Here is an 18,554-nt window from a genome sequence, read left to right as displayed (position 1 = left end):
ATACTGACGGCCAGCGATTGAAGCTGACATCTGCAAGTGGGGTAGACTTGAGGAAAAATCTGAATAGGCGGCTAGCGCAAAGGGGGTATTGCCCTGTAGGTGTTGATGATTTTGCTCTACAGGGCAATACAGTGTGGTGTATATTGGGTGATCGGTGTCTGCGCTGCGTTACAGCATATAGCGGGCCAGATCTTCGTTGCCAGCCAGATTGCCGAGCTTTTGCTGCACAAAGCTCGCATCCACATTCACCGCGCCGCGCTTGGCGTCAAAAGACACGTCTTCCAGCAGGCGCTCCATGATGGTGTAAAGACGGCGCGCGCCGATGTTTTCGGTGCTTTCATTCACCGACCACGCCATTTGCGCCATTTCCTTGATCCCGTCATCGCTAAAATTCACCTCGATCTCTTCGGTGGCCAGTAGCGCCTGATACTGCTTGGCCAGACAAGCGTCGGTGCCGGTGAGGATGGTGGCGAAATCGTCCACAGTCAGCGAGTTAAGCTCAACACGGATCGGGAAACGGCCTTGCAGCTCGGGAATCAAATCGGACGGTTTGGCAAGGTGGAAAGCGCCGCTGGCGATAAATAGAATATGGTCGGTTTTCACCATGCCGTACTTGGTGGTGACCGTGGTGCCTTCCACCAGTGGCAGCAAATCGCGCTGCACGCCTTGGCGTGAGACTTCACCGCCGCTGCCTTCGGATCGCGTCGTCACCTTGTCGATCTCGTCGATAAACACAATGCCGTTTTGCTCGACCGCCTTGAGCGCCTCGGCTTTGGCGTCGTCTTCGTTCACGAGCTTGGCGGCTTCTTCCTCGATCAGATGTTTCAGCGCATCGGTCACTTTCATTTTTTGCGTTTTGGTTTTGCCGCCCATCGCGCCTTTGAACATTTGCTGGATCTGGCTGGAAAAATCTTCCATTCCCGGCGGGCTCAACACTTCCATGGTCGGTACGGCGGCGGCGACTTCGATGTCGATTTCCTTGTCGTCAAATTTGCCTTCGCGCAGCATTTTGCGGAATTTCTGCCGCGTTTCCGCCATCGGGTCTTCGCCATTCACACTGCCGTAGTTATTGTTGGTCGCTGGTGGTGGCAGCAGTACATCCAGAATGCGATTTTCGGCGGCGTTTTCGGCGCGGACGCGATTGCGGCTGATCGCCACGTCGCGCACCTGTTTGATCGCGATTTCCATCAGATCGCGGATGATGCTGTCGACGTCTTTGCCAACGTAGCCGACCTCGGTGAATTTGGTCGCTTCCACCTTGATGAAAGGCGCATCAGCCAGCTTGGCCAGACGGCGGGCGATCTCGGTTTTGCCCACGCCAGTGGGGCCGATCATCAGGATGTTTTTTGGTGTAATTTCATGGCGCAGTGGCTCGGCCACTTGCTGGCGGCGCCAGCGGTTGCGGAGCGCAATCGCTACGGCTTTTTTGGCTGCGGCCTGGCCGACAATGTGCTTGTCGAGTTCGTGAACGATTTCCTGCGGCGTCATCTGCGTCATGTTGGCGATCCTTTAAAACGAATAAGCAAGAGATCAGGGCAGGCGTGCCAGTTTTAAAGATGCGTTGGACGAGATTTCCCGCGCGGTGTTGCGCGGCTGATTGTCTATAGTGGAGAAACCCTAACGAATCGAGCCGAGTGTTGAAAGCCGATCCACTCTTTGCATCCCGCCCCTTGCGCACCCTGTTGGCCCTGATGTTCGGGCTGCTGCTGGCGACTGATATTTATTGCCTGCAAGCGGGTTTCTATTCTATTGGCCTATGGGGTATTGCCGTTTTAGCATTGATTCACCTATTGTTGATGGCAATACCCATGCTGTTTTTATATTCGCTGATTCAGCAGCATTTGCGTGAAGCAGTGCATCTCTTGCCCACCCTGGGGCAGCTCAATGATCAGCAACTGGCGGGTTTAAGCGGATTTTTTGCGCCCTTATTGCGTGCGCTGCAGCCTATTCTGAGCGAGCAAAATCGGGCCATTATCGAGCTCAATAACAAGAATGAATTATTTGCCGATGCGCTCGACGAGATTAATGAAATGGGCTTGCAGCTGCGCCGCTCGGAGCGGCGCTGGTCTCTGGCGCTCGATGCTACAGGCGATGGCATCTGGGAGTGGGATGTGGGCAAAGACAGCTGGTATTTCTCGCCACGCTGGAAAAACATGTTGGGATACGCCGAGCATGAGTTGCGCGATGAAGCCGCCACCTTGTATGCGCTGATTCATCCGGATGATGTCAGCGCGGTGGGCGAGCGTTTTTCTGCCTTTTTGCAGGCACGGCAAATGGCCGAGCATTGTGTGCAGGAAGCTGAATTCAGAATGCAGCACAAAGAAGGGCATTGGCTCAATATCTTGTCGCGTGCGGTGGCCTACCGCGATGCTGAGGGGCAAATTCTCAATGTGGTCGGTGCGCAATCCGATGTTACTGAGCAGCGGCGCGCGACGGCCGATCTTTCTGCCGCCAAGGATGCCGCCGAGCTGGCGGTGGCGCAATTGCGCAGCGCCCAGCTGCAGATGATTGAGTCGGAAAAGCTCGCCGCATTGGGATCGCTCGTAGCGGGGGTGGCGCACGAGGTCAATACCCCGCTGGGTATTGCGCTCACCGCCGCGTCGACTTTAAGCGAAGATACGCAGGCGATCGTGGCGCAAATTCAGGAAGGCCAGCTGAAAAAAACCGATCTGCAGCATTATCTGGGGCTGGCGCAGGAGGCCAGCGGTCTGATCTTGAAACACTGTGATAATGCAGCTGCGCTGATTCGCAGCTTTAAAAATATCTCGGTCGATCAGACCTCCGATGCGCTGCGCGAATTCAATCTGGGGGCGTATCTGGACGAAATCCTGCAATCGCTGAAACCAAGCCTGAAGCAAACGCCGCATCACGTTGAGCTGGCCTGCCCGCCCGAGTTGATGGTGCGTACCTATCCGGGCGCGTTTACGCAAATTCTGAATAATCTGCTCAATAACGCCATCCTGCATGCTTTTCCACCCGATCAGGTGGGGAGCATCATGATTCAGGCCGCACCGTATGGCGACCGATTTGTCGAGTTGCGCTTTATCGACAATGGCGTGGGCATTGCGCCAAGTGTTCGAGCAAAAGTATTTGAGCCGTTCTACACTACAAAGCGGGGACAAGGTGGCAGCGGTTTGGGAATGAGTATTGTCCATAACTTGGTCGTCGCCCAATTAAAAGGCACTATTAGCATTGAAGAAACGCCGGGCGGTGGGGCAAGTTTTGTGATTCTTTTTCCCCGAGTCTTATAAGGGAGACGTTTGGAATGAATATGCTTGACGATGATAACTGGCTGGAAGACGACACGCAGGATGATCATGCCGTCAAAGTAGCACCCTGGAATGTCCTGGTGGTGGATGATGAACCCGATATCCACCATGTCACCAAACTGGCCTTGTCCAATATCGATTTTCTCAAGCGTCCACTCAATATCCTGTCCTGTTATTCAGGCAAGGAAGCATTAGCCTTGCTCGCATCGCGTGATGATATTGCGCTGGTTTTGCTTGATGTGGTGATGGAAACCGAAGATGCGGGCCTGGTGGTAGCGCGCGAAATCCGCGAAACGCTGGATAATCATCATATCCGCATTATCTTGCGTACCGGACAACCGGGCGTAGCGCCCGAGCGCCATGTGATTGAAAATTACGACATCAATGATTACAAAGCCAAAACCGAGCTGACCCGCGACAAGCTGTATACCTCGGTGCTAGGTACGCTGCGCTCGTACAACGACATCATGCTGATCGAGCATCAGCGCCGCCAGCTTGATGCCAACCGCCGTGGCCTGATCAAAGTGGTTGATGCGTCGACCAGTATTTTCCGTTTGCAATCCATCCAGCAATTTGCCCAGGGCGTGCTTGAGCAGCTGCAATCATTGTTGTTCTTCGAACAAGATGCTTTGTATCTGGTTGTGAATGGGGGTATGGCTGCATTAACCCATGATAATCAGGTGATGGTGATGTATGCTACCGGGGGGTATCAACAATATTGTGGCCGCCCACTTGGGCAGACCGAATTAAGCCGCCTGCAGCCTTCGATTGACGAGGCCATTGCCAAGCAGCAAAGCGTTTTTGCCAGTGATCATTTTGTCGGCTTTTTCCTCTCGCCGCACGGCCCGATTAATCTGCTGATTATTGATGGGCCGGTTGAGCTATCGCATCCGGATGCCAATCTGGTTGATCTGTTTTGCAAAAATGTCTCGATTGCCTATGAAAACCTGATGTTGAATAAGGAAATCGAAGACACCCAGCGCAGCATTATTTACCAGCTCTCCGAGGTCATCGAGAACCGCTCCAAAGATACCGGCAAGCATATCCACCGCATGGCCGAATTTTCCTATGTGCTGGCGCTGGAATTGGGGCTGGGTGAAGAAGAAGCGCAAATTATCCGCGCAGCGAGTCCTTTGCACGATATCGGCAAAGTGGGCATTCCCGATATGGTGCTCAATAAGCCCGGCCCACTTGATACTGCAGAGCGCGCCATCATGGATACCCATGCCCAGTTGGGCTATGACATGCTGCGCGAATCCAAACCCCGGATTTTGAAAATGGCGGCCATTATTGCGCATGAACATCACGAAAAATGGGATGGCTCGGGTTATCCGCGCAAGCTCAAAGGCGAAGAAATTCATATTGCGGGGCGGATTATTGCGCTCGCCGATGTGTACGATGCGCTGACGCACGCGCGTTGCTACAAAGATCCATGGCCGCGCGCCAAGGTGCTGGAGACTATACGCGAAGGCTCGGGGCAGCATTTTGATCCACGCGTCGTGGAGGCTTTTTTCAATTGTCTGCCCAAAATCGAAGAAATCAGACAAGGTTTAACTGATCATTGAAATCGTTCGGTCTCTTTTAAGGTTAAAATGGGTGAATTGCGACGACATTTCGCCCATTTTGGCCAGACCGATATGACTAAAGACTATCTTGAACGCACGCTTTCCGCCCGGGTTTACGACGTAGCGGTTGAATCTCCACTGGATTTTGCGCCGAATTTGTCGCGCCGTATTGGTAATACGGTGTATTTCAAACGCGAAGACATGCAGCCGGTTTTTTCGTTCAAGATTCGCGGTGCCTACAACAAAATGGCGCAATTGAGCCGTGCCGATCTTGAGCGCGGTGTGGTCGCCGCGTCAGCTGGAAATCACGCACAAGGCGTTGCCATGGCAGCGCAACATCTGCAATGCCGTGCCACCATCGTGATGCCAGCCACTGCGCCACGCATTAAAGTCGAGGCGGTATCCCGCCGAGGCGCAGAGGTGGTGCTGGTTGGCGAGTCATACTCCGATTGTTACGAGCACGCTGTCAAGCTGGCGGCCGAAACCGGTGCCACTTTTGTTCATCCTTATGATGATCCTGATGTCATCGCCGGGCAGGGTACAGTGGCGATGGAAATTCTGCGCCAGCATCCCGATCCGATTCATGCCGTTTTTATTCCGGTCGGCGGTGGCGGCTTGCTGGCAGGGATGGCCGCGTATATCAAACGCTTGCGTCCCGATGTGAAAGTCATTGGTGTTGAGCCAACCGACGCCAATGCAATGTATTTGTCGCTCAAATTAGGCGAGCGTATCACTTTGCCGCAGGTTGGTATTTTTGCCGACGGTGTTGCAGTCAAGCAGGTGGGAGAAGAGACTTTCCGCCTGTCGCGACAGTTTGTTGACGATGTGATTCTGGTCGATACCGACGCGATGTGCGCAGCGATCAAAGACGTATTTGAAGACAATCGCTCGATTCTGGAGCCCGCGGGTGCGCTGGCGATCGCTGGCATGAAAGCCTGGGCGGCACGTGAAGGCGTGCAGGGGCAGACTCTGGTGGCGATTGCTTCAGGCGCAAACATGAATTTTGATCGTCTGCGCTACGTGGCCGAACAGGCTGAAATGGGCGAGCAGCGCGAAGCGATTATGGCCGTGACCGTGCCGGAACAGCCGGGCAGCTTCCGTAAATTCTGCAGCCTGATCGGCGCACGGGCGGTGACCGAATTTAACTATCGCTATGGCTCAGATACGCAAGCGCATGTATTTGTGGGGCTGTCGATTCAGCAACGCAGCGAAGTGGTCGAATTAATCGAGAAACTGGCCGCCGAGGGCTTGCCCGCGCTGGATTTGACCGACAACGAAATGGCCAAGCTGCATATTCGCCATCTGGTCGGCGGGCAAGCGCCACAGGCCTTGCACGAGCGGGTGATCCGTTTCGAGTTCCCTGAGCGCCCGGGTGCATTGCTCAATTTCCTCAATGGTATGAGCGATAACTGGAATATTTCCTTGTTCCACTACCGCAATCACGGCGCAGACTATGGCCGCGTGCTGGTTGGCATTCAGGTACCACCCGAAGACGATGCGCATTTTCAGGAGTTCCTGTCCCGTTTGGGTTATCCGTACTGGGTGGAAACCCAAAATCAGGCTTACCAGCTTTTCTTGGGCTCGAATTAAGTTGTAATTAACCCCGTAGAAAGAGATCATGCTTGGAGGCTGGGAAATATACTGTAAGAATAAAAGGGGCTTTATGCCCCTTTTTTGATCGACCAAGGAGTTGGCTTTGCACTTGATCTGGGCATTTTTCCGACGCTACTTTGTCTTTTTCTCGGTATTGCTGGCCGGATTGCTGGTGATCGCCGGCACGCTGCTACTAATTCAGAAGCAGATTCAAGCCGCGGCACAAAACAGGCTGGAAATGATCGGTGCCGTACAGGCCGCCCAGCTTGAGGCGCGGCTGGTGCAGCAGCAGGAAGTGCTGCTCGGTTTGCAGGCCGCCCTGACGCTCAATCCCAAGCTTGATCGCCAGCAGTTCTACAATTTATTGCTGCAAAGCAATGTCATGTATCGTCACCCCAGCTTGCTGGCCGTCGCCTTGGCCAGACCCGTGGCTCACACTGATCTGCCGCAGTATCTGGCAGCGGTGCGCGCCGATAAGCGGGTTGCGCCGCTACCTTACAAAAACTTCACCGCCAAGCCTGTTGTGGGCGACTCGCCCTTGCTGGTGCTGGAGCATCTGTACCCGATCAACCGCCTGACCGAGCAATTTCTTGGTAGCAATCTGGCCGAATCGGATGATTTGAAAGAGGGCATGGGCATTGCCCGCGATACCGGGCGCATGCTGGCCAGCCCCGTCATCCGGCTGGATCAGCACGATGAGCCTGTTTTCTGCCTGTTTGCACCCATTTATGTCAATCTGCCCGTCGAGCCCACCGTGGTCGAGCGGCGCACCCATCATGTTGGTACGGTGCTGGTTTATGTCCGGCTTAACGAGATATTGCGCCCGATCAGCCGCGTGCTGGAGGAGCACGATTTAAGCTGGCAACTATTTGATCAGGGCTATGCACTGCAAACTTGGCTTAAAGCGCGTGCCGCCAGCGAAGTCATGCGCAGCGCAACGACAGTGGGCGCTGCCGCGTCGCAATCAATGACGCAATTGGTACACCTGCCCGGACGCCAATGGCGGATTGATCTGCATTCTTTGCTCCCCGTCTGGAGCGAAAAAGAAAATGAATGGCTGATCATGGTGGCCGTGATTGCCACGCTAAGCCTGATTCTGGTCGCCGCCCTGATGCAGTTTTTATATCTGTCGCGGCAGTGGTCGCTGCAAATGCTGATGAAGGCGCAAGGCGACGAGCAATTGCGCCAGCAGCAAAGCCAGCTATTGATGCAGGCAGTGCAAAATAGCCGCGATGCTCTGGTATTGCGTCAGCCCGACGGCAAGATTATTTATGCCAATGCCATGGCGCAGCAGTGGTTTGCTCCTGATGAGCATGATCTGCTGGGCAAGTATGATGTGCTGCTTAGCCAGTCCGAGCTGGGCGATTTGACGCATTCGTCCACTTTTTCGCTGCATTATCCGCCGGGTGATTCAGAGGGGCGACAGCTTGATGTGGCAGTGCAGCCAGTGCGCAATGAAATCTTGCAGCCGGTCGCGATCGCCATGCAGGTGCGCGATGTTTCCGAATCCTATGCCCAGTATCTGGAGCTAAGAGCATCCAACCAGCGCCTGTCCGAAATGGTCGAGCTTTCGAGCGACTGGTTTTGGGAGCAAGACACCGAGGCTCGCTTTACACTGGTGACAGGCGGATTTTTTAGCCGTTTTGATGTGTCGCCTAGCTTCTTTATTGGCAAGCGGCGCTGGGATCTGGGCTCGGGCGGTTTGAGTCAGGCGCAATGGGACGAGCACCGCGCCATTCTGGCCAAACAATTGCCTTATCGGGATTTTGAATATTCATCCACGCTGGGCCGTGAAACCATTATTGTCAGCGTTTCGGGCTTTCCTTGTTTTAATGCCGAAGGCCAGTTCACGGGTTATCGTGGCATCGGGCGCGATGTCACTGCCGTGCGGATGGCGCAAAAAGCGCTGCTTTCCGAGCAGCAGCGCGCGCAGGCCACGCTGGAGTCGATTGCCGATGGCGTGATTACTACCGATATTTATGGGCGGGTCGATTACATTAACCCGGTGGCTTCATCGCTGGTCGGCTGGGAGCTGGCATCGGCCAAGGGGCAATTGCTGTCGGTGATTTACCAATCGGTTGATCGCCTGAGCCGCTTGCCTTTGCCTGATCTGGTGGATGAAGTGTTGCGTGAGGGTGGTCAATATCACGGCACGCGGCGCAGCGTGCTGCTCAATAAATTCGGGCTTAATTTTCAGGTGGAAGAATCCGCCGCCCGGATTCGTGACGAGCAAACCCGTACCATCGGCGCGGTGCTGGTTTTCCGCGATATCAGCAACTGGCGGGATCTGGACGACAGGGTTGAGTTGATGATTAATTAGTAATGATTTTGTCTTAAGTAGTAAACCAAAAGTTTTCCAGCATCGTTATCTCGCCTTGCCGTACTACTTGTACTGCCTGCGGCGTCGATGCCTTGCTGGAAGACTTTTGTACGGTGAAATAAGAATGGGTATTGCTGCGTAGCCCTTATTTAATCGAGGCTACATGGCAATACCCATTGATTTTATAGCACTGCTTTGTTTTTCGGTGTCAGCTCGCCGCAGCCTTAATCGGCCAAGCCTTCAAACAGCTTGGTCGACAAATAACGCTCGCCAAACGATGGAATAATCACCGCAATCAATTTACCCGCGTTTTCCGGGCGGCGTGCAACTTGAATCGCTGCCCAGGTTGCTGCGCCTGCTGAAATGCCGCACAAAATACCTTCCTGCGTTGCCATCGCACGTGCTGTGGCAAATGCATCGTCGTTCGTTACGCGAATCACTTCATCATAAATATGCGTGTTGAGCACGGCCGGAACAAAACCGGCACCAATGCCCTGAATCGGGTGCGGGCCTTTGGCGCCGCCGGAGAGTACTGGGCTGGCATCGGGCTCGATGGCAATCGCCTGGAATGATGGTTTTTTCGCCTTGATGACTTCGGCAACGCCGGTAATCGTGCCGCCGGTGCCTACGCCGGAAATCAGAATATCGATCTGGCCATCGGTGTCTTCCCACAATTCAACGGCGGTGGTGTTGCGGTGAATTTCCGGATTGGCCGGGTTTTCAAATTGCTGCGGCATAAAGTAATTGGCGTGCTCTTCGGTCAATGCTTTGGCTTTGCCAATCGCGCCGCCCATGCCTTCGGGGCCGGGTGTCAGAATCAATTCGGCACCATAGCCGCGCAGCAGTGCGCGACGCTCTTTCGACATCGTTTCCGGCATCGTCAGCACCAGTTTGTAGCCGCGCGCCGCGCAGACCATCGCCAGACCAATGCCGGTATTGCCCGAGGTCGGCTCGACAATCACCGTGTCCGGGCCGATTTTGCCAGCGGCTTCGGCGGCGTCGATCATGCTGACCGCGATCCGGTCTTTGACCGAATGCGAAGGATTCATGTATTCAAGCTTGGCGACGATGGTCGCGCCGCCGTCGTTGATGCGATTCAGGCGTACCAGCGGCGTTTTGCCGATCAATTCGGTGACATTATTGGCGATTTTCATACGTGTCCATCCTTGAGGTGAATTAGGGGATAATCAGCAGATTGTAGTCTTACTTGCCAGATCAGTTGAAGTAACTCTTGAAACTAAGGATATGCAGATGCAAATCTATCGCGTTGGCGGCGCTGTGCGCGACCGTTTATTGGGTTTGCCCGTCAAAGACATTGACTGGGTGGTGGTCGGTGCAACGCCGGAGCAAATGCTTGAGCTGGGCTATCAGGCCGTCGGCAAAGACTTTCCGGTGTTTCTGCATCCAGATACCCGTCAGGAGTATGCGCTTGCACGCACTGAGCGTAAAAGCGGTCACGGCTATACTGGTTTTACTGTTCATGCCAGCCCGGAGGTGACGCTGGAGGAAGACTTGCTGCGCCGCGATCTGACAATCAATGCCATCGCGGAAGACGCCAACGGCAATTTAATTGATCCATTCAATGGTCAGGCCGATTTGAAAGCCAAAATTTTGCGCCATGTTTCGCCTGCATTTGCCGAAGACCCGGTGCGCATTTTGCGCCTTGCCCGATTTGCTGCCAGATTTGGTTTTAGCACCGCGCCGGAAACGATGGCACTGATGCGGCAAATGGTCGCCGATGGCGAAGCCGATCATCTGGTGCCCGAGCGCGTCTGGCAGGAACTGGCCAAAGGCCTGATGGCAGACAAGCCCAGCCTGATGTTTGCGGTGCTCAGAGAATGCGGCGCGCTGGCGCGCATTGCGCCGGAAATCGACGCACTGTGGGGCGTGCCGCAACGCGCCGACTATCACCCCGAAGTCGATACCGGCCTGCACACCATGCTGGTGCTCGACTATGCCGCCGCGCAGCGGAGGCATCTGGGAACCGATCCTACCGCCGCGCAAGGCGCACGGCTCGGTTCGGATTCTCCCGCCGCGCAAGACTCGCAGCTCGGACAGGACTCTAGCGCAGCGCAGAGCTGGCCTCTCGCCACGCGCTTTGCGGCCTTGTGCCACGACTTGGGCAAGGCGCTGACGCCAGCCGATATTTTGCCGCGTCATATCCAGCATGAATCACGCGGAGTGCCGCAGGTTGAGGCGCTGTGCCAGCGTTTGCGCGTGCCCAGCGATTGTCGCGATCTGGCGGTGATGACGTGTCGCGAGCACACGCTGGTGCATACAGCCGAGCAATTGCGCGCCGAAACCGTACTTAAGCTGTTTATCCGCTGTGACGCATTCCGCCGCCCAGAACGCTTTAATCAAATGCTCGATGCCTGTCTGGCCGACGCACGCGGCCGTTACCAGTTTGAAGATTGTGATTATCCGCAGCCCGACTATTTGCGCCGCTTGCTGGCGGCGGCCAATGCGGTCAATGCCGGTGAAATTGCGCAGCAATGCAGCGATAAAAAGCAGATCCCACAGGCGGTGGAGGCCGCCAGAATCGCTGCGATCAAGGCGGCGATCTTGATTGAGGCCTGAAATGATCGTTTTAAAAACTGGTTTGATACCAGTTTTCCCGCTTGGAATAGGGACGTTTTTGTACGGGTAATCCCGTATTTTTCCAGCTTTTATGCGGTTTCTGTGTGGTATAGCGCACAATTTTGGCACAGTGCTATTCTAATCGCCAAAGCTCTTCTGGTATTATCCTTCCCAGATTGATCTGCTGGCTGAGGTGGCCCATCTTGGCAAGCAGTTGCTTGGTTTTTGCGAACCATTTGATCTGTAGTTAGAGTTTCTCTAACTGATTTTTGCGCACATCGGGAGTATTTGCTCTTGATTTGAAACCGACCTTTGGGTCGGTTTTTTTTTGCCTCTGCGCTGTATTTTTACACAGAGCTGCGCCAGCGCAGGCTGCTGATCCGGTTCGGGCATGGTGTGAAAGCCCCTGTGATCTACGGGTTTGTACTTATGGTTTAAGCCTTTGAATTATCAGTTCAAATCTTGGCGGGGGCTAGCCCGATTGGGCGGGGAAATGCCTGTTTTCACTGAAGAAATAATCGCTTAGCGTTTCGAGTTTGGTCAATTCAGGTCCTGCAACTTACATCACTTTCGGGTTTCAATTACGTTAAAACGATGATAATAATGTCGGCATCATGACTTTGGCCTCCCAATGAATGTCGATTTATCAACTCAAATCCACTTTTCAGCAGCTGCTACGCCCGCTGGTGCGTCAGCTGGCGCGTCTGGGTGTCACTGCGAACGCGGTGACTATGGCCGCGCTGCTGGTTTCGGTGGCGCTGGGCGTTGTGCTGGGTATGGCAACGCTATTGCACAGTGAAGCAAGCTGGGTCTGGTTGTCATTACCCATCTGGCTATTTATCCGCATGGCCTTGAACGCGATTGACGGCATGTTGGCGCGTGAGCACGGGCAGCAAAGCCATCTGGGCGCAATTTTGAACGAAGTGGGCGATGTGCTCGCTGATGCGGCGCTGCTACTGCCATTTATGATTCTGGCCTGGCAGCTGGATGAGGCGCTGGCCGTGCCCTTGATTCTGGCCTCGCTGATTTTATCGATTCTGACCGAATACATCGCTGTGCTTGGCCCCATGCTAGGCGCAAGCCGCCGTTATGACGGCCCGCTGGGTAAAAGTGACCGAGCTTTTGTACTGGGCGTGCTGGGGCTGGCGCATGGTTTGGCTTGGCTGCCCAGCGGTACATCAGTGCTGAGTTGGGTGTTTGCGGCGTTCACGCTGTTATTGCTGCTTACCTGCATCAAGCGTGCCCGCGCCATTTTAAGCGAGGTAAAACATGCCTGAATTTCTGCTACAGATGGCGCCAGAGCTGCGCTGGGCGCTGCTTGCCGTGTTTGCGCTACTTCTTGTCGCCAGTAGCGCGATTGCGCTGCTGGGCGTGCGTTATCCCGGCAAAGATTGGCGCGAGCTTAAAGCGCGGATTAACACCTGGTGGTGGATTGTGCTGGTGTTTTCGCTCACGCTGATCGGGCAATTGCAGATTGCACTGGCGGTATTTGGCCTGATCAGTTTTCTGGCGTTTAAAGAATATCTAACGCTATCAAATACCCGCCAAGCCGACCATGTGGTGCTGTTCTGGGCGTATCTGGCGATTCCATTGCAATATTTCTGGATCGGCATTGCTTGGTACGGCATGTTTGTGCTGTTTATTCCGGTGTATATGTTGTTGCTGTTGCCGATGCGCATGGTCTTGATTGGTGAAACCAAAGGCTTTCTCCAGTCGGCTTCGTCTTTGCACTGGGGCTTGATGATTTGCGTCTTTAGCCTCTCGCATCTGGCCGCGCTGCTCACTTTGCCTGGCTCGCCTGCGGAAGGCGCGAAGTTGGTATTTTTTCTGGTCGCGCTGACGCAAGCCAACGATGTCGCGCAGTATCTATGGGGCAAATCAATCGGTCGGCGCAAAGCCAGCCCGACGGTTAGCCCGAATAAAACCCTGGGTGGATTACTGGGCGGGATTTTCACGACGACCTTGCTGGCCTGGCTGATCGCGCCGTATCTGACGCCACTGTCACCGCTGTATGCCGCGTGCGCTGGCGTGCTGATCGGCACCATGGGTTTTATTGGCGATATTGTGATTTCGGCGGTGAAGCGTGATTTGGGCGTCAAAGACTCTGGGACGCTATTGCCCGGCCACGGCGGTATTCTGGATAGACTCGATTCACTGACCTATACCGCGCCGCTATTTTTCCACTTTATTCGTTACCTCTACTTCTAGAAGTTCAGGCAAAAGCATGCATGCTGCGTTGTTACGGCCTTGCCGTACTCGATGTACTGTCTACGGCCGCACGCCTTGCCTGCATGCTTTTGGATTTCGAATTAATTTGAATGTCGAACTTCTCAATACTTAGGGGAAGTATGTTCAATCTCAGAACCTTATTTGTCCTGCTGGTGGCGCGCCCGGTGGTGAAGCTGTGGCTGGGGCTGACGGTGCGCAATGCCGATCGCCTGCCGCACCAAGGCCCGGCAATCGTCATCGCCAACCACAATAGCCATCTCGATATTCTCACGTTGTATTCGCTGTTTGATTTAAAAGACATCACCAATGTTCGCCCGGCTGCGGCGGCGGATTATTTTTTGCGCAATCGTGCGCTGGCGTGGTTTGCCACGCAGGTGATCGGCATTATTCCGGTGCAGCGCGGTGGCGCCAAAAAAGGCAGCGATCCATTAGCGGGCTGCCGCGAAGCCCTGCAGCAAGGCAAGGTGCTGATTTTATTTCCCGAAGGCACGCGCGGTGAGCCTGAGCAGCTCTCCGAAATTAAATCGGGCCTGTGGTATCTGGCACAGGAGTTTCCCGAAGCACCGATTGTGCCGGTGTATATGCACGGGCTTGGCCGCGCAATGGGGCGCGGGCAGTGGTTGCCGATTCCGTTTTTTGTTGATGTCGCGATAGGCCGGCCTTTGCCCTGGCTGCCCGAGCGTCCGCTGTTTAAGGCGCAAATTGCCGAACAATTTCAATCTTTACGCAAGAAAGTTCTTCCCACACAGGAGTCTGTTTGATGCGTCAAATCCGTGAATGTCAGGAAAGCCAGTTTTCATCGTTTGATCAGCACGGGATTTTTTACCGCCACTGGCCTGCTGCAGGCGAGGGCGGGGCACGGCGGGCCGTGGTCTTGCTGCACCGTGGTCACGAACACTCCGGACGCGTTCAGCATATTGTTGACGAGCTGGGTCTGGACGACGCGGCTTTCTTTGCCTGGGACGCGCGCGGCCATGGCCGCAATGAAGGGAAGCGTGGCTATTCGCCGAGCTTGGCCAGCACCGTGCGCGATCTGGATTGCTTTATCAAACACATTACGCATGAACATGGTTACGCGCCGCAAGATATTATCGTGATCGCGCAAAGCGTCGGCGCAGTGCTGGCGAGTACTTGGGTGCACGATTACGCGCCGAATATCCGTGCTCTGGTGCTGGCTGCTCCTGCGTTTAAAGTGAAGTTGTATGTCCCCGCAGCGCGCACCGGCATTGCCTTGATGCAAAAATTGCGCGGCCAGTTTTTTGTGAATTCCTACGTTAAAGCGCGCTTTCTGAGCCACGATCCCGAACGCATCGCCAGCTATGAGCGCGACCCGCTGATCACGCGGCCGATTGCCTCGCATATTTTGCTGGCGCTGTATGAAACTGCTGAGCGCATTATCGACGACGCGGGCGCGATCACTGTGCCGACACAAGTGCTGATCTCGGGCGCGGATTTTGTCGTGCACCACGGCCCACAGCACGAGTTTTTCGAACGCCTGGGCTCTACTGTGAAAGAAAAACACGTTCTCGACGGCTTTTATCACGACACGCTGGGCGAGCTGGAGCGCGAAAAAGCCTTTGCGCTGATCCGCAGTTTTATCACCAAAGTTGATCTGGGGGTATTGCCTCAGGATCTAAGCCAGGCTGACGTACATGGCTATACCTATAACGAGTATCGCGCCCTGCAGCAGCCTTTGAGCCTGCTCAGCCCCAAACGCTGGGAATTTGGCATCACCCGCCGCACTTTGGCCAGCATCGGCAAATTGTCGGGCGGGATTCAATTGGGTTGGCAAACCGGTTTTGATTCGGGCTCGACGCTCGATTATGTGTATCGCAATCAGGCCAACGGCATTACGCCGTTGGGCAAGCTCGGCGATCGGGCCTATCTCGACTCGGTGGGCTGGCGCGGTATTCGCCAGCGCAAAATCCATTTGCAAGAGCTGATTGGCGACGCGGTGCGTAGTTTGCACGCGGCGGGCAAACCGGTGCGCATTGTTGATATTGCCGCCGGGCATGGCCGCTATATTCTCGATGCGATTGATGGCCTGCCTTTTGATGATGTGCTGCTGCGTGACTACAGCGACATCAACGTCAAAGCCGGGCAATCCATGATTGCGCAGCGCGGCCTGAGCGATAAGGCACGCTTTGCGCAAGGCAATGCCTTTGATCGCGATAGTCTGGCAACGCTAGACCCGCAGCCGACGCTGGCGGTGGTGTCGGGTCTGTACGAGTTATTCCCCGAAAATCAGGGCATCCGCGACTCGCTCGCCGGTTTGGCCGCGGCCGTGCCCGAAGGCGGCTATCTGGTTTACACCAATCAGCCGTGGCATCCGCAGCTGGAAATGATTGCCCGCACGCTGACCAGCCACAAAGATGGCAAAGCCTGGGTCATGCGCCGCCGCACGCAGGCCGAAATGGATCAGCTTGTCGCCGCAGCAGGCTTTGAAAAAATCGGCCAACGCATCGACGAGTGGGGAATTTTTACCGTTTCGATTGCACAGCGTAAAATCGCGGCAACGGTCGCCAGTTCAAACACTCGCGACGCTCTGGGCGAAGTGATGCCCTAAATTTGAAGCCCGCCCAAAGCGGGCTTTGCAAAGGATTTTTATGAATCAAAAACACATTAACGAGCTATTTGAAATCATCGCCGATGGCAGCCTCGATGCCGAGGATATTGCGGCGATGAGCGATGAAGTGCTCAAGGCGCATACCGATGCGGTGGCGTATTTGCAAGCCGATACCGGGTCGCAATACCAGGAATCGTACCCGCTGCCATTGTGGGAATGGGTGCTGCTGGAGCAGTTGGAGGGCGGGCTGATTTTCCACGCGCCGCAAGTGGACGCACTGTATGCGCAGATCGTTGACGCTTTTGGCGACGATGAACTCGATTTGACGGTGGCCGATCTGGCCGGGTTGAACGCGGACGCTGCTTTGGCGAAAGTGCAGGAAGAGCTTGCGCCAACGTATAGCGTCGTCGATTTCAGTCAGTCAGTTGCCCGCGAAAAACAAGTCGTTCTGGTTCGCACCGCCAAGCTGGCGCGCTTTCTTGAGTTGAGCGCAGTCTTGGGTATTCACGCTGCGGCATAAAGTGTGACGAACAATACCTCTATGGGTATTGCTCTGTAGCTTAATTCCAGATTGAATCTCATCTGTATACCCATGGCTTGCTTGTCGATATGAAAAATCAAACTCATCCTGATGGCTTGCCGTGGCGTTCGGCGATATTGTGGCTGCTACTCGCGGGCCCAGCTTTTTTCCTGTTTTATGGCAATGCCAATCAATACGCCACCAGTTTGCCGCCGGAGCAAGTCGGCAACATCGTGTTTGCTTGGGAGCGCGACACCATTCCGTTCTGGCCGTGGAGCATCGTGCCGTACTGGTCGATCGACCTGATGTTCGGATTTTCGCTGCTGCTGTGCGCTGATCAGCGTGAAGTGCGCACGCAGGCCTTGCGCTTGATGCTGGCCACCTTGCTGTCGTCGATCTGCTTTGTGCTGTGGCCGCTGCGTTTTGGCTGGGACAGGCCAGCGGTCGATGGGCTGTTTGGTGCGATGTTTGCGGCGCTGGGGCAGATTGATCAGCCCTTTAATCAGGCGCCGTCTTTGCATATCAGTCTGCTCGTTATTATCTGGCTACGTTTTGCTGCGTATTTGACGCATCCCTTGGCGCGCGGCGTGTTGCATCTCTGGTGTACCCTGATCGGTATATCGGTGCTGACCACGTGGCAGCATCATTTCATCGATATACCCACCGGTTTTGCGATGGGCTTGCTGGTGTGCTACCTGTTGCCGATGCCGCCGCTCGTCTGGTGCTCGGCGCGCGAATGGCGAGCGGGGCTGATCGCATTGCAACGCCAAAAATCGCGGCAACTGGCGCTGCGCTACGGCGCGGGTGCTGCATTTTTTGCCGTTGTAGTACTGTCGTTGCAAGGCTGGGCTTGGCTGCTGGCTTGGCCAGCGGTGGCGCTGGCGATAGTGGCCGCCGCCTACGGCGGGCTGGGGCCGGTCGCGTTGCAGAAAATCGGCGGCGAAACATCGTTCGCCGTACGTTGGCTCACCGCGCCGTATCGCCTTGGGGCTGCGCTCAGCCGATGGTATTTCTTGCGCCAAGTGCCGCCAGCGGTCGAGGTGGCCGAGGGCGTCTGGCTGGGGGCGAGCACGGCGGCAGGCGATCCGCGTTTTGCGGCGGTGCTCGATTTATGCGCCGAAATCCCGCGTCAGGTGCATCCTGCGGCGGCGTATATCAACTTACCACGGCTTGATTTGTTGCCGCCCAATGCCGATGAAATTGCACAGGGTGTGGCGGCGATTGAATCCTTGCGTGACCGAACGACTGGCCCGCTGCTGGTGCATTGCGCGCTGGGTTTTTCGCGCAGCGCGACGGTGATCGCGGCTTGGCTGGTGCAGACCGGCCGCGCCAGCGATATTGCCGCGGCGATTGCACACCTTCGCCAGCTGCGGGCGGTGCACCTGAATGCCAGCCAGATCGAATGGGCCGGGCAGGGGGCGAGCCGAGGAAACTGCGAATGAAAGAGTTTGCGCTACCGCATGCTGATCAGCGCCACGCGGCGGTGATGGCGGCTTTGCTCGCCAGCCTGTGCTGGCTGATGCTACCCACATTGCTGCATCTGGCAAACACATCCTTCCCGGCCTCAGTCTTCAACTGGCTGGCGTTGCTAGTGGCGCTGCTGCAGTTTTTCTACGGCTGGCGGCTGCTGTTTGACGCGTATTTATTCGCCGCCATGGCGCGCGGCGAGCTGGACGAGAACGCACTTGATGAGATGCTCGCCGCCCTGTTCGGGCGTGCAGTGGCACATCATCCACCCCGAAGCATGGCGCAGCGGCTCGCTGGTGCGCGCCAGCTTTTACTGCGGTTTCTGGGGCTAACGCTGGCGTACTGGCTGCTGGTACTGCTGGTGGGGTGGTTCGCGCGCAATCTTTTTTGATGCGCTTAAGTTTCGCTTCATTTTCCTTTGTTTAAATGTTCTGGCAGTCAGTTGAAC

At 55.4% G+C, this 18,554-nt stretch carries 14 protein-coding genes; 12 read left to right on the top strand and 2 right to left on the bottom strand.

From position 1 onward, the window contains the following. Window positions 1-168: 168 nt before the first annotated feature. On the bottom strand, window positions 169-1,497 hold the full coding sequence (gene hslU / locus ABHF33_RS05210) for an ATP-dependent protease ATPase subunit HslU (RefSeq protein WP_348945958.1): 1,329 nt from the start codon (window positions 1,495-1,497) through the stop codon (window positions 169-171). A 140-nt stretch (window positions 1,498-1,637) separates the two neighbouring features. Here hslU and ABHF33_RS05205 point away from each other — a divergent pair, with 140 nt between their 5' ends. The 4 genes from ABHF33_RS05205 (at window position 1,638) to ABHF33_RS05190 (ending at window position 8,747) form a co-directional block, all read left to right on the top strand. After that, entirely contained in the window at window positions 1,638-3,251 is a 1,614-nt protein-coding gene (locus tag ABHF33_RS05205; RefSeq protein WP_348945957.1) for a sensor histidine kinase, read from the top strand. Window positions 3,252-3,265: 14 nt separating this feature from the next. Further along, window positions 3,266-4,834, top strand: a complete 1,569-nt coding sequence (locus tag ABHF33_RS05200) for a DUF3369 domain-containing protein (RefSeq protein ID WP_348945956.1) — start codon at window positions 3,266-3,268, stop codon at window positions 4,832-4,834. 27 nt (window positions 4,835-4,861) lie between these two features. Further along, window positions 4,862-6,424 (top strand): threonine ammonia-lyase, biosynthetic, encoded by a 1,563-nt coding sequence (ilvA, locus tag ABHF33_RS05195; protein ID WP_348945955.1) that lies wholly within the window; start codon window positions 4,862-4,864, stop codon window positions 6,422-6,424. A 106-nt stretch (window positions 6,425-6,530) separates the two neighbouring features. Continuing rightward, window positions 6,531-8,747 (top strand): PAS domain S-box protein, encoded by a 2,217-nt coding sequence (locus tag ABHF33_RS05190; RefSeq protein WP_348945954.1) that lies wholly within the window; start codon window positions 6,531-6,533, stop codon window positions 8,745-8,747. 224 nt (window positions 8,748-8,971) lie between these two features. Here ABHF33_RS05190 and cysK read toward each other — a convergent pair whose 3' ends face one another. Then, window positions 8,972-9,901 (bottom strand): cysteine synthase A, encoded by a 930-nt coding sequence (gene cysK / locus ABHF33_RS05185; RefSeq protein WP_348945953.1) that lies wholly within the window; start codon window positions 9,899-9,901, stop codon window positions 8,972-8,974. Between the two features lie 97 nt (window positions 9,902-9,998). Here cysK and ABHF33_RS05180 point away from each other — a divergent pair, with 97 nt between their 5' ends. From ABHF33_RS05180 to ABHF33_RS05145, 8 genes are all read left to right on the top strand, one after another. After that, on the top strand, window positions 9,999-11,324 hold the full coding sequence (locus ABHF33_RS05180; RefSeq protein ID WP_348945952.1) for a multifunctional CCA addition/repair protein: 1,326 nt from the start codon (window positions 9,999-10,001) through the stop codon (window positions 11,322-11,324). 635 nt (window positions 11,325-11,959) lie between these two features. Then, the gene (locus ABHF33_RS05175; RefSeq protein WP_348945951.1) at window positions 11,960-12,601 is read left to right on the top strand and encodes a CDP-alcohol phosphatidyltransferase family protein; all 642 of its coding nucleotides are present in this window, start codon (window positions 11,960-11,962) and stop codon (window positions 12,599-12,601) included. Then, entirely contained in the window at window positions 12,594-13,532 is a 939-nt protein-coding gene (locus ABHF33_RS05170) for a phosphatidate cytidylyltransferase (RefSeq protein ID WP_348945950.1), read from the top strand. The genes ABHF33_RS05175 and ABHF33_RS05170 overlap by 8 nt, the downstream gene beginning before the upstream one ends. A gap of 140 nt (window positions 13,533-13,672) precedes the next feature. Continuing rightward, the gene (locus ABHF33_RS05165; protein ID WP_348945949.1) at window positions 13,673-14,314 is read left to right on the top strand and encodes a lysophospholipid acyltransferase family protein; all 642 of its coding nucleotides are present in this window, start codon (window positions 13,673-13,675) and stop codon (window positions 14,312-14,314) included. Continuing rightward, complete coding sequence (locus ABHF33_RS05160; protein ID WP_348945948.1) at window positions 14,314-16,119, top strand: bifunctional alpha/beta hydrolase/class I SAM-dependent methyltransferase; 1,806 nt, start codon at window positions 14,314-14,316, stop codon at window positions 16,117-16,119. Before ABHF33_RS05165 ends, ABHF33_RS05160 begins: the two co-directional genes overlap by 1 nt. 40 nt (window positions 16,120-16,159) lie before the next feature. Continuing rightward, window positions 16,160-16,639: a hypothetical protein gene (locus tag ABHF33_RS05155; RefSeq protein WP_348945947.1), complete on the top strand. Its 480-nt coding sequence runs from the start codon at window positions 16,160-16,162 to the stop codon at window positions 16,637-16,639. An 89-nt stretch (window positions 16,640-16,728) separates the two neighbouring features. Next, window positions 16,729-18,081 carry a phosphatase PAP2/dual specificity phosphatase family protein gene (locus ABHF33_RS05150; RefSeq protein ID WP_348945946.1) on the top strand — a complete coding sequence of 451 codons (1,353 nt, stop codon included), beginning with the start codon at window positions 16,729-16,731 and terminating at the stop codon, window positions 18,079-18,081. After that, window positions 18,078-18,497, top strand: coding sequence for a hypothetical protein (locus tag ABHF33_RS05145; protein ID WP_348945945.1), 420 nt, complete (start codon window positions 18,078-18,080; stop codon window positions 18,495-18,497). The genes ABHF33_RS05150 and ABHF33_RS05145 overlap by 4 nt, the downstream gene beginning before the upstream one ends. Window positions 18,498-18,554 lie beyond the last annotated feature (57 nt).

This window comes from Chitinibacter sp. FCG-7, assembly GCF_040047665.1.
Lineage (GTDB): Bacteria > Pseudomonadota > Gammaproteobacteria > Burkholderiales > Chitinibacteraceae > Chitinibacter > Chitinibacter mangrovi.
The sequence above is the reverse complement of the archived record's forward strand: the minus strand, read 5'-3'. Positions and strand labels throughout refer to the sequence as shown.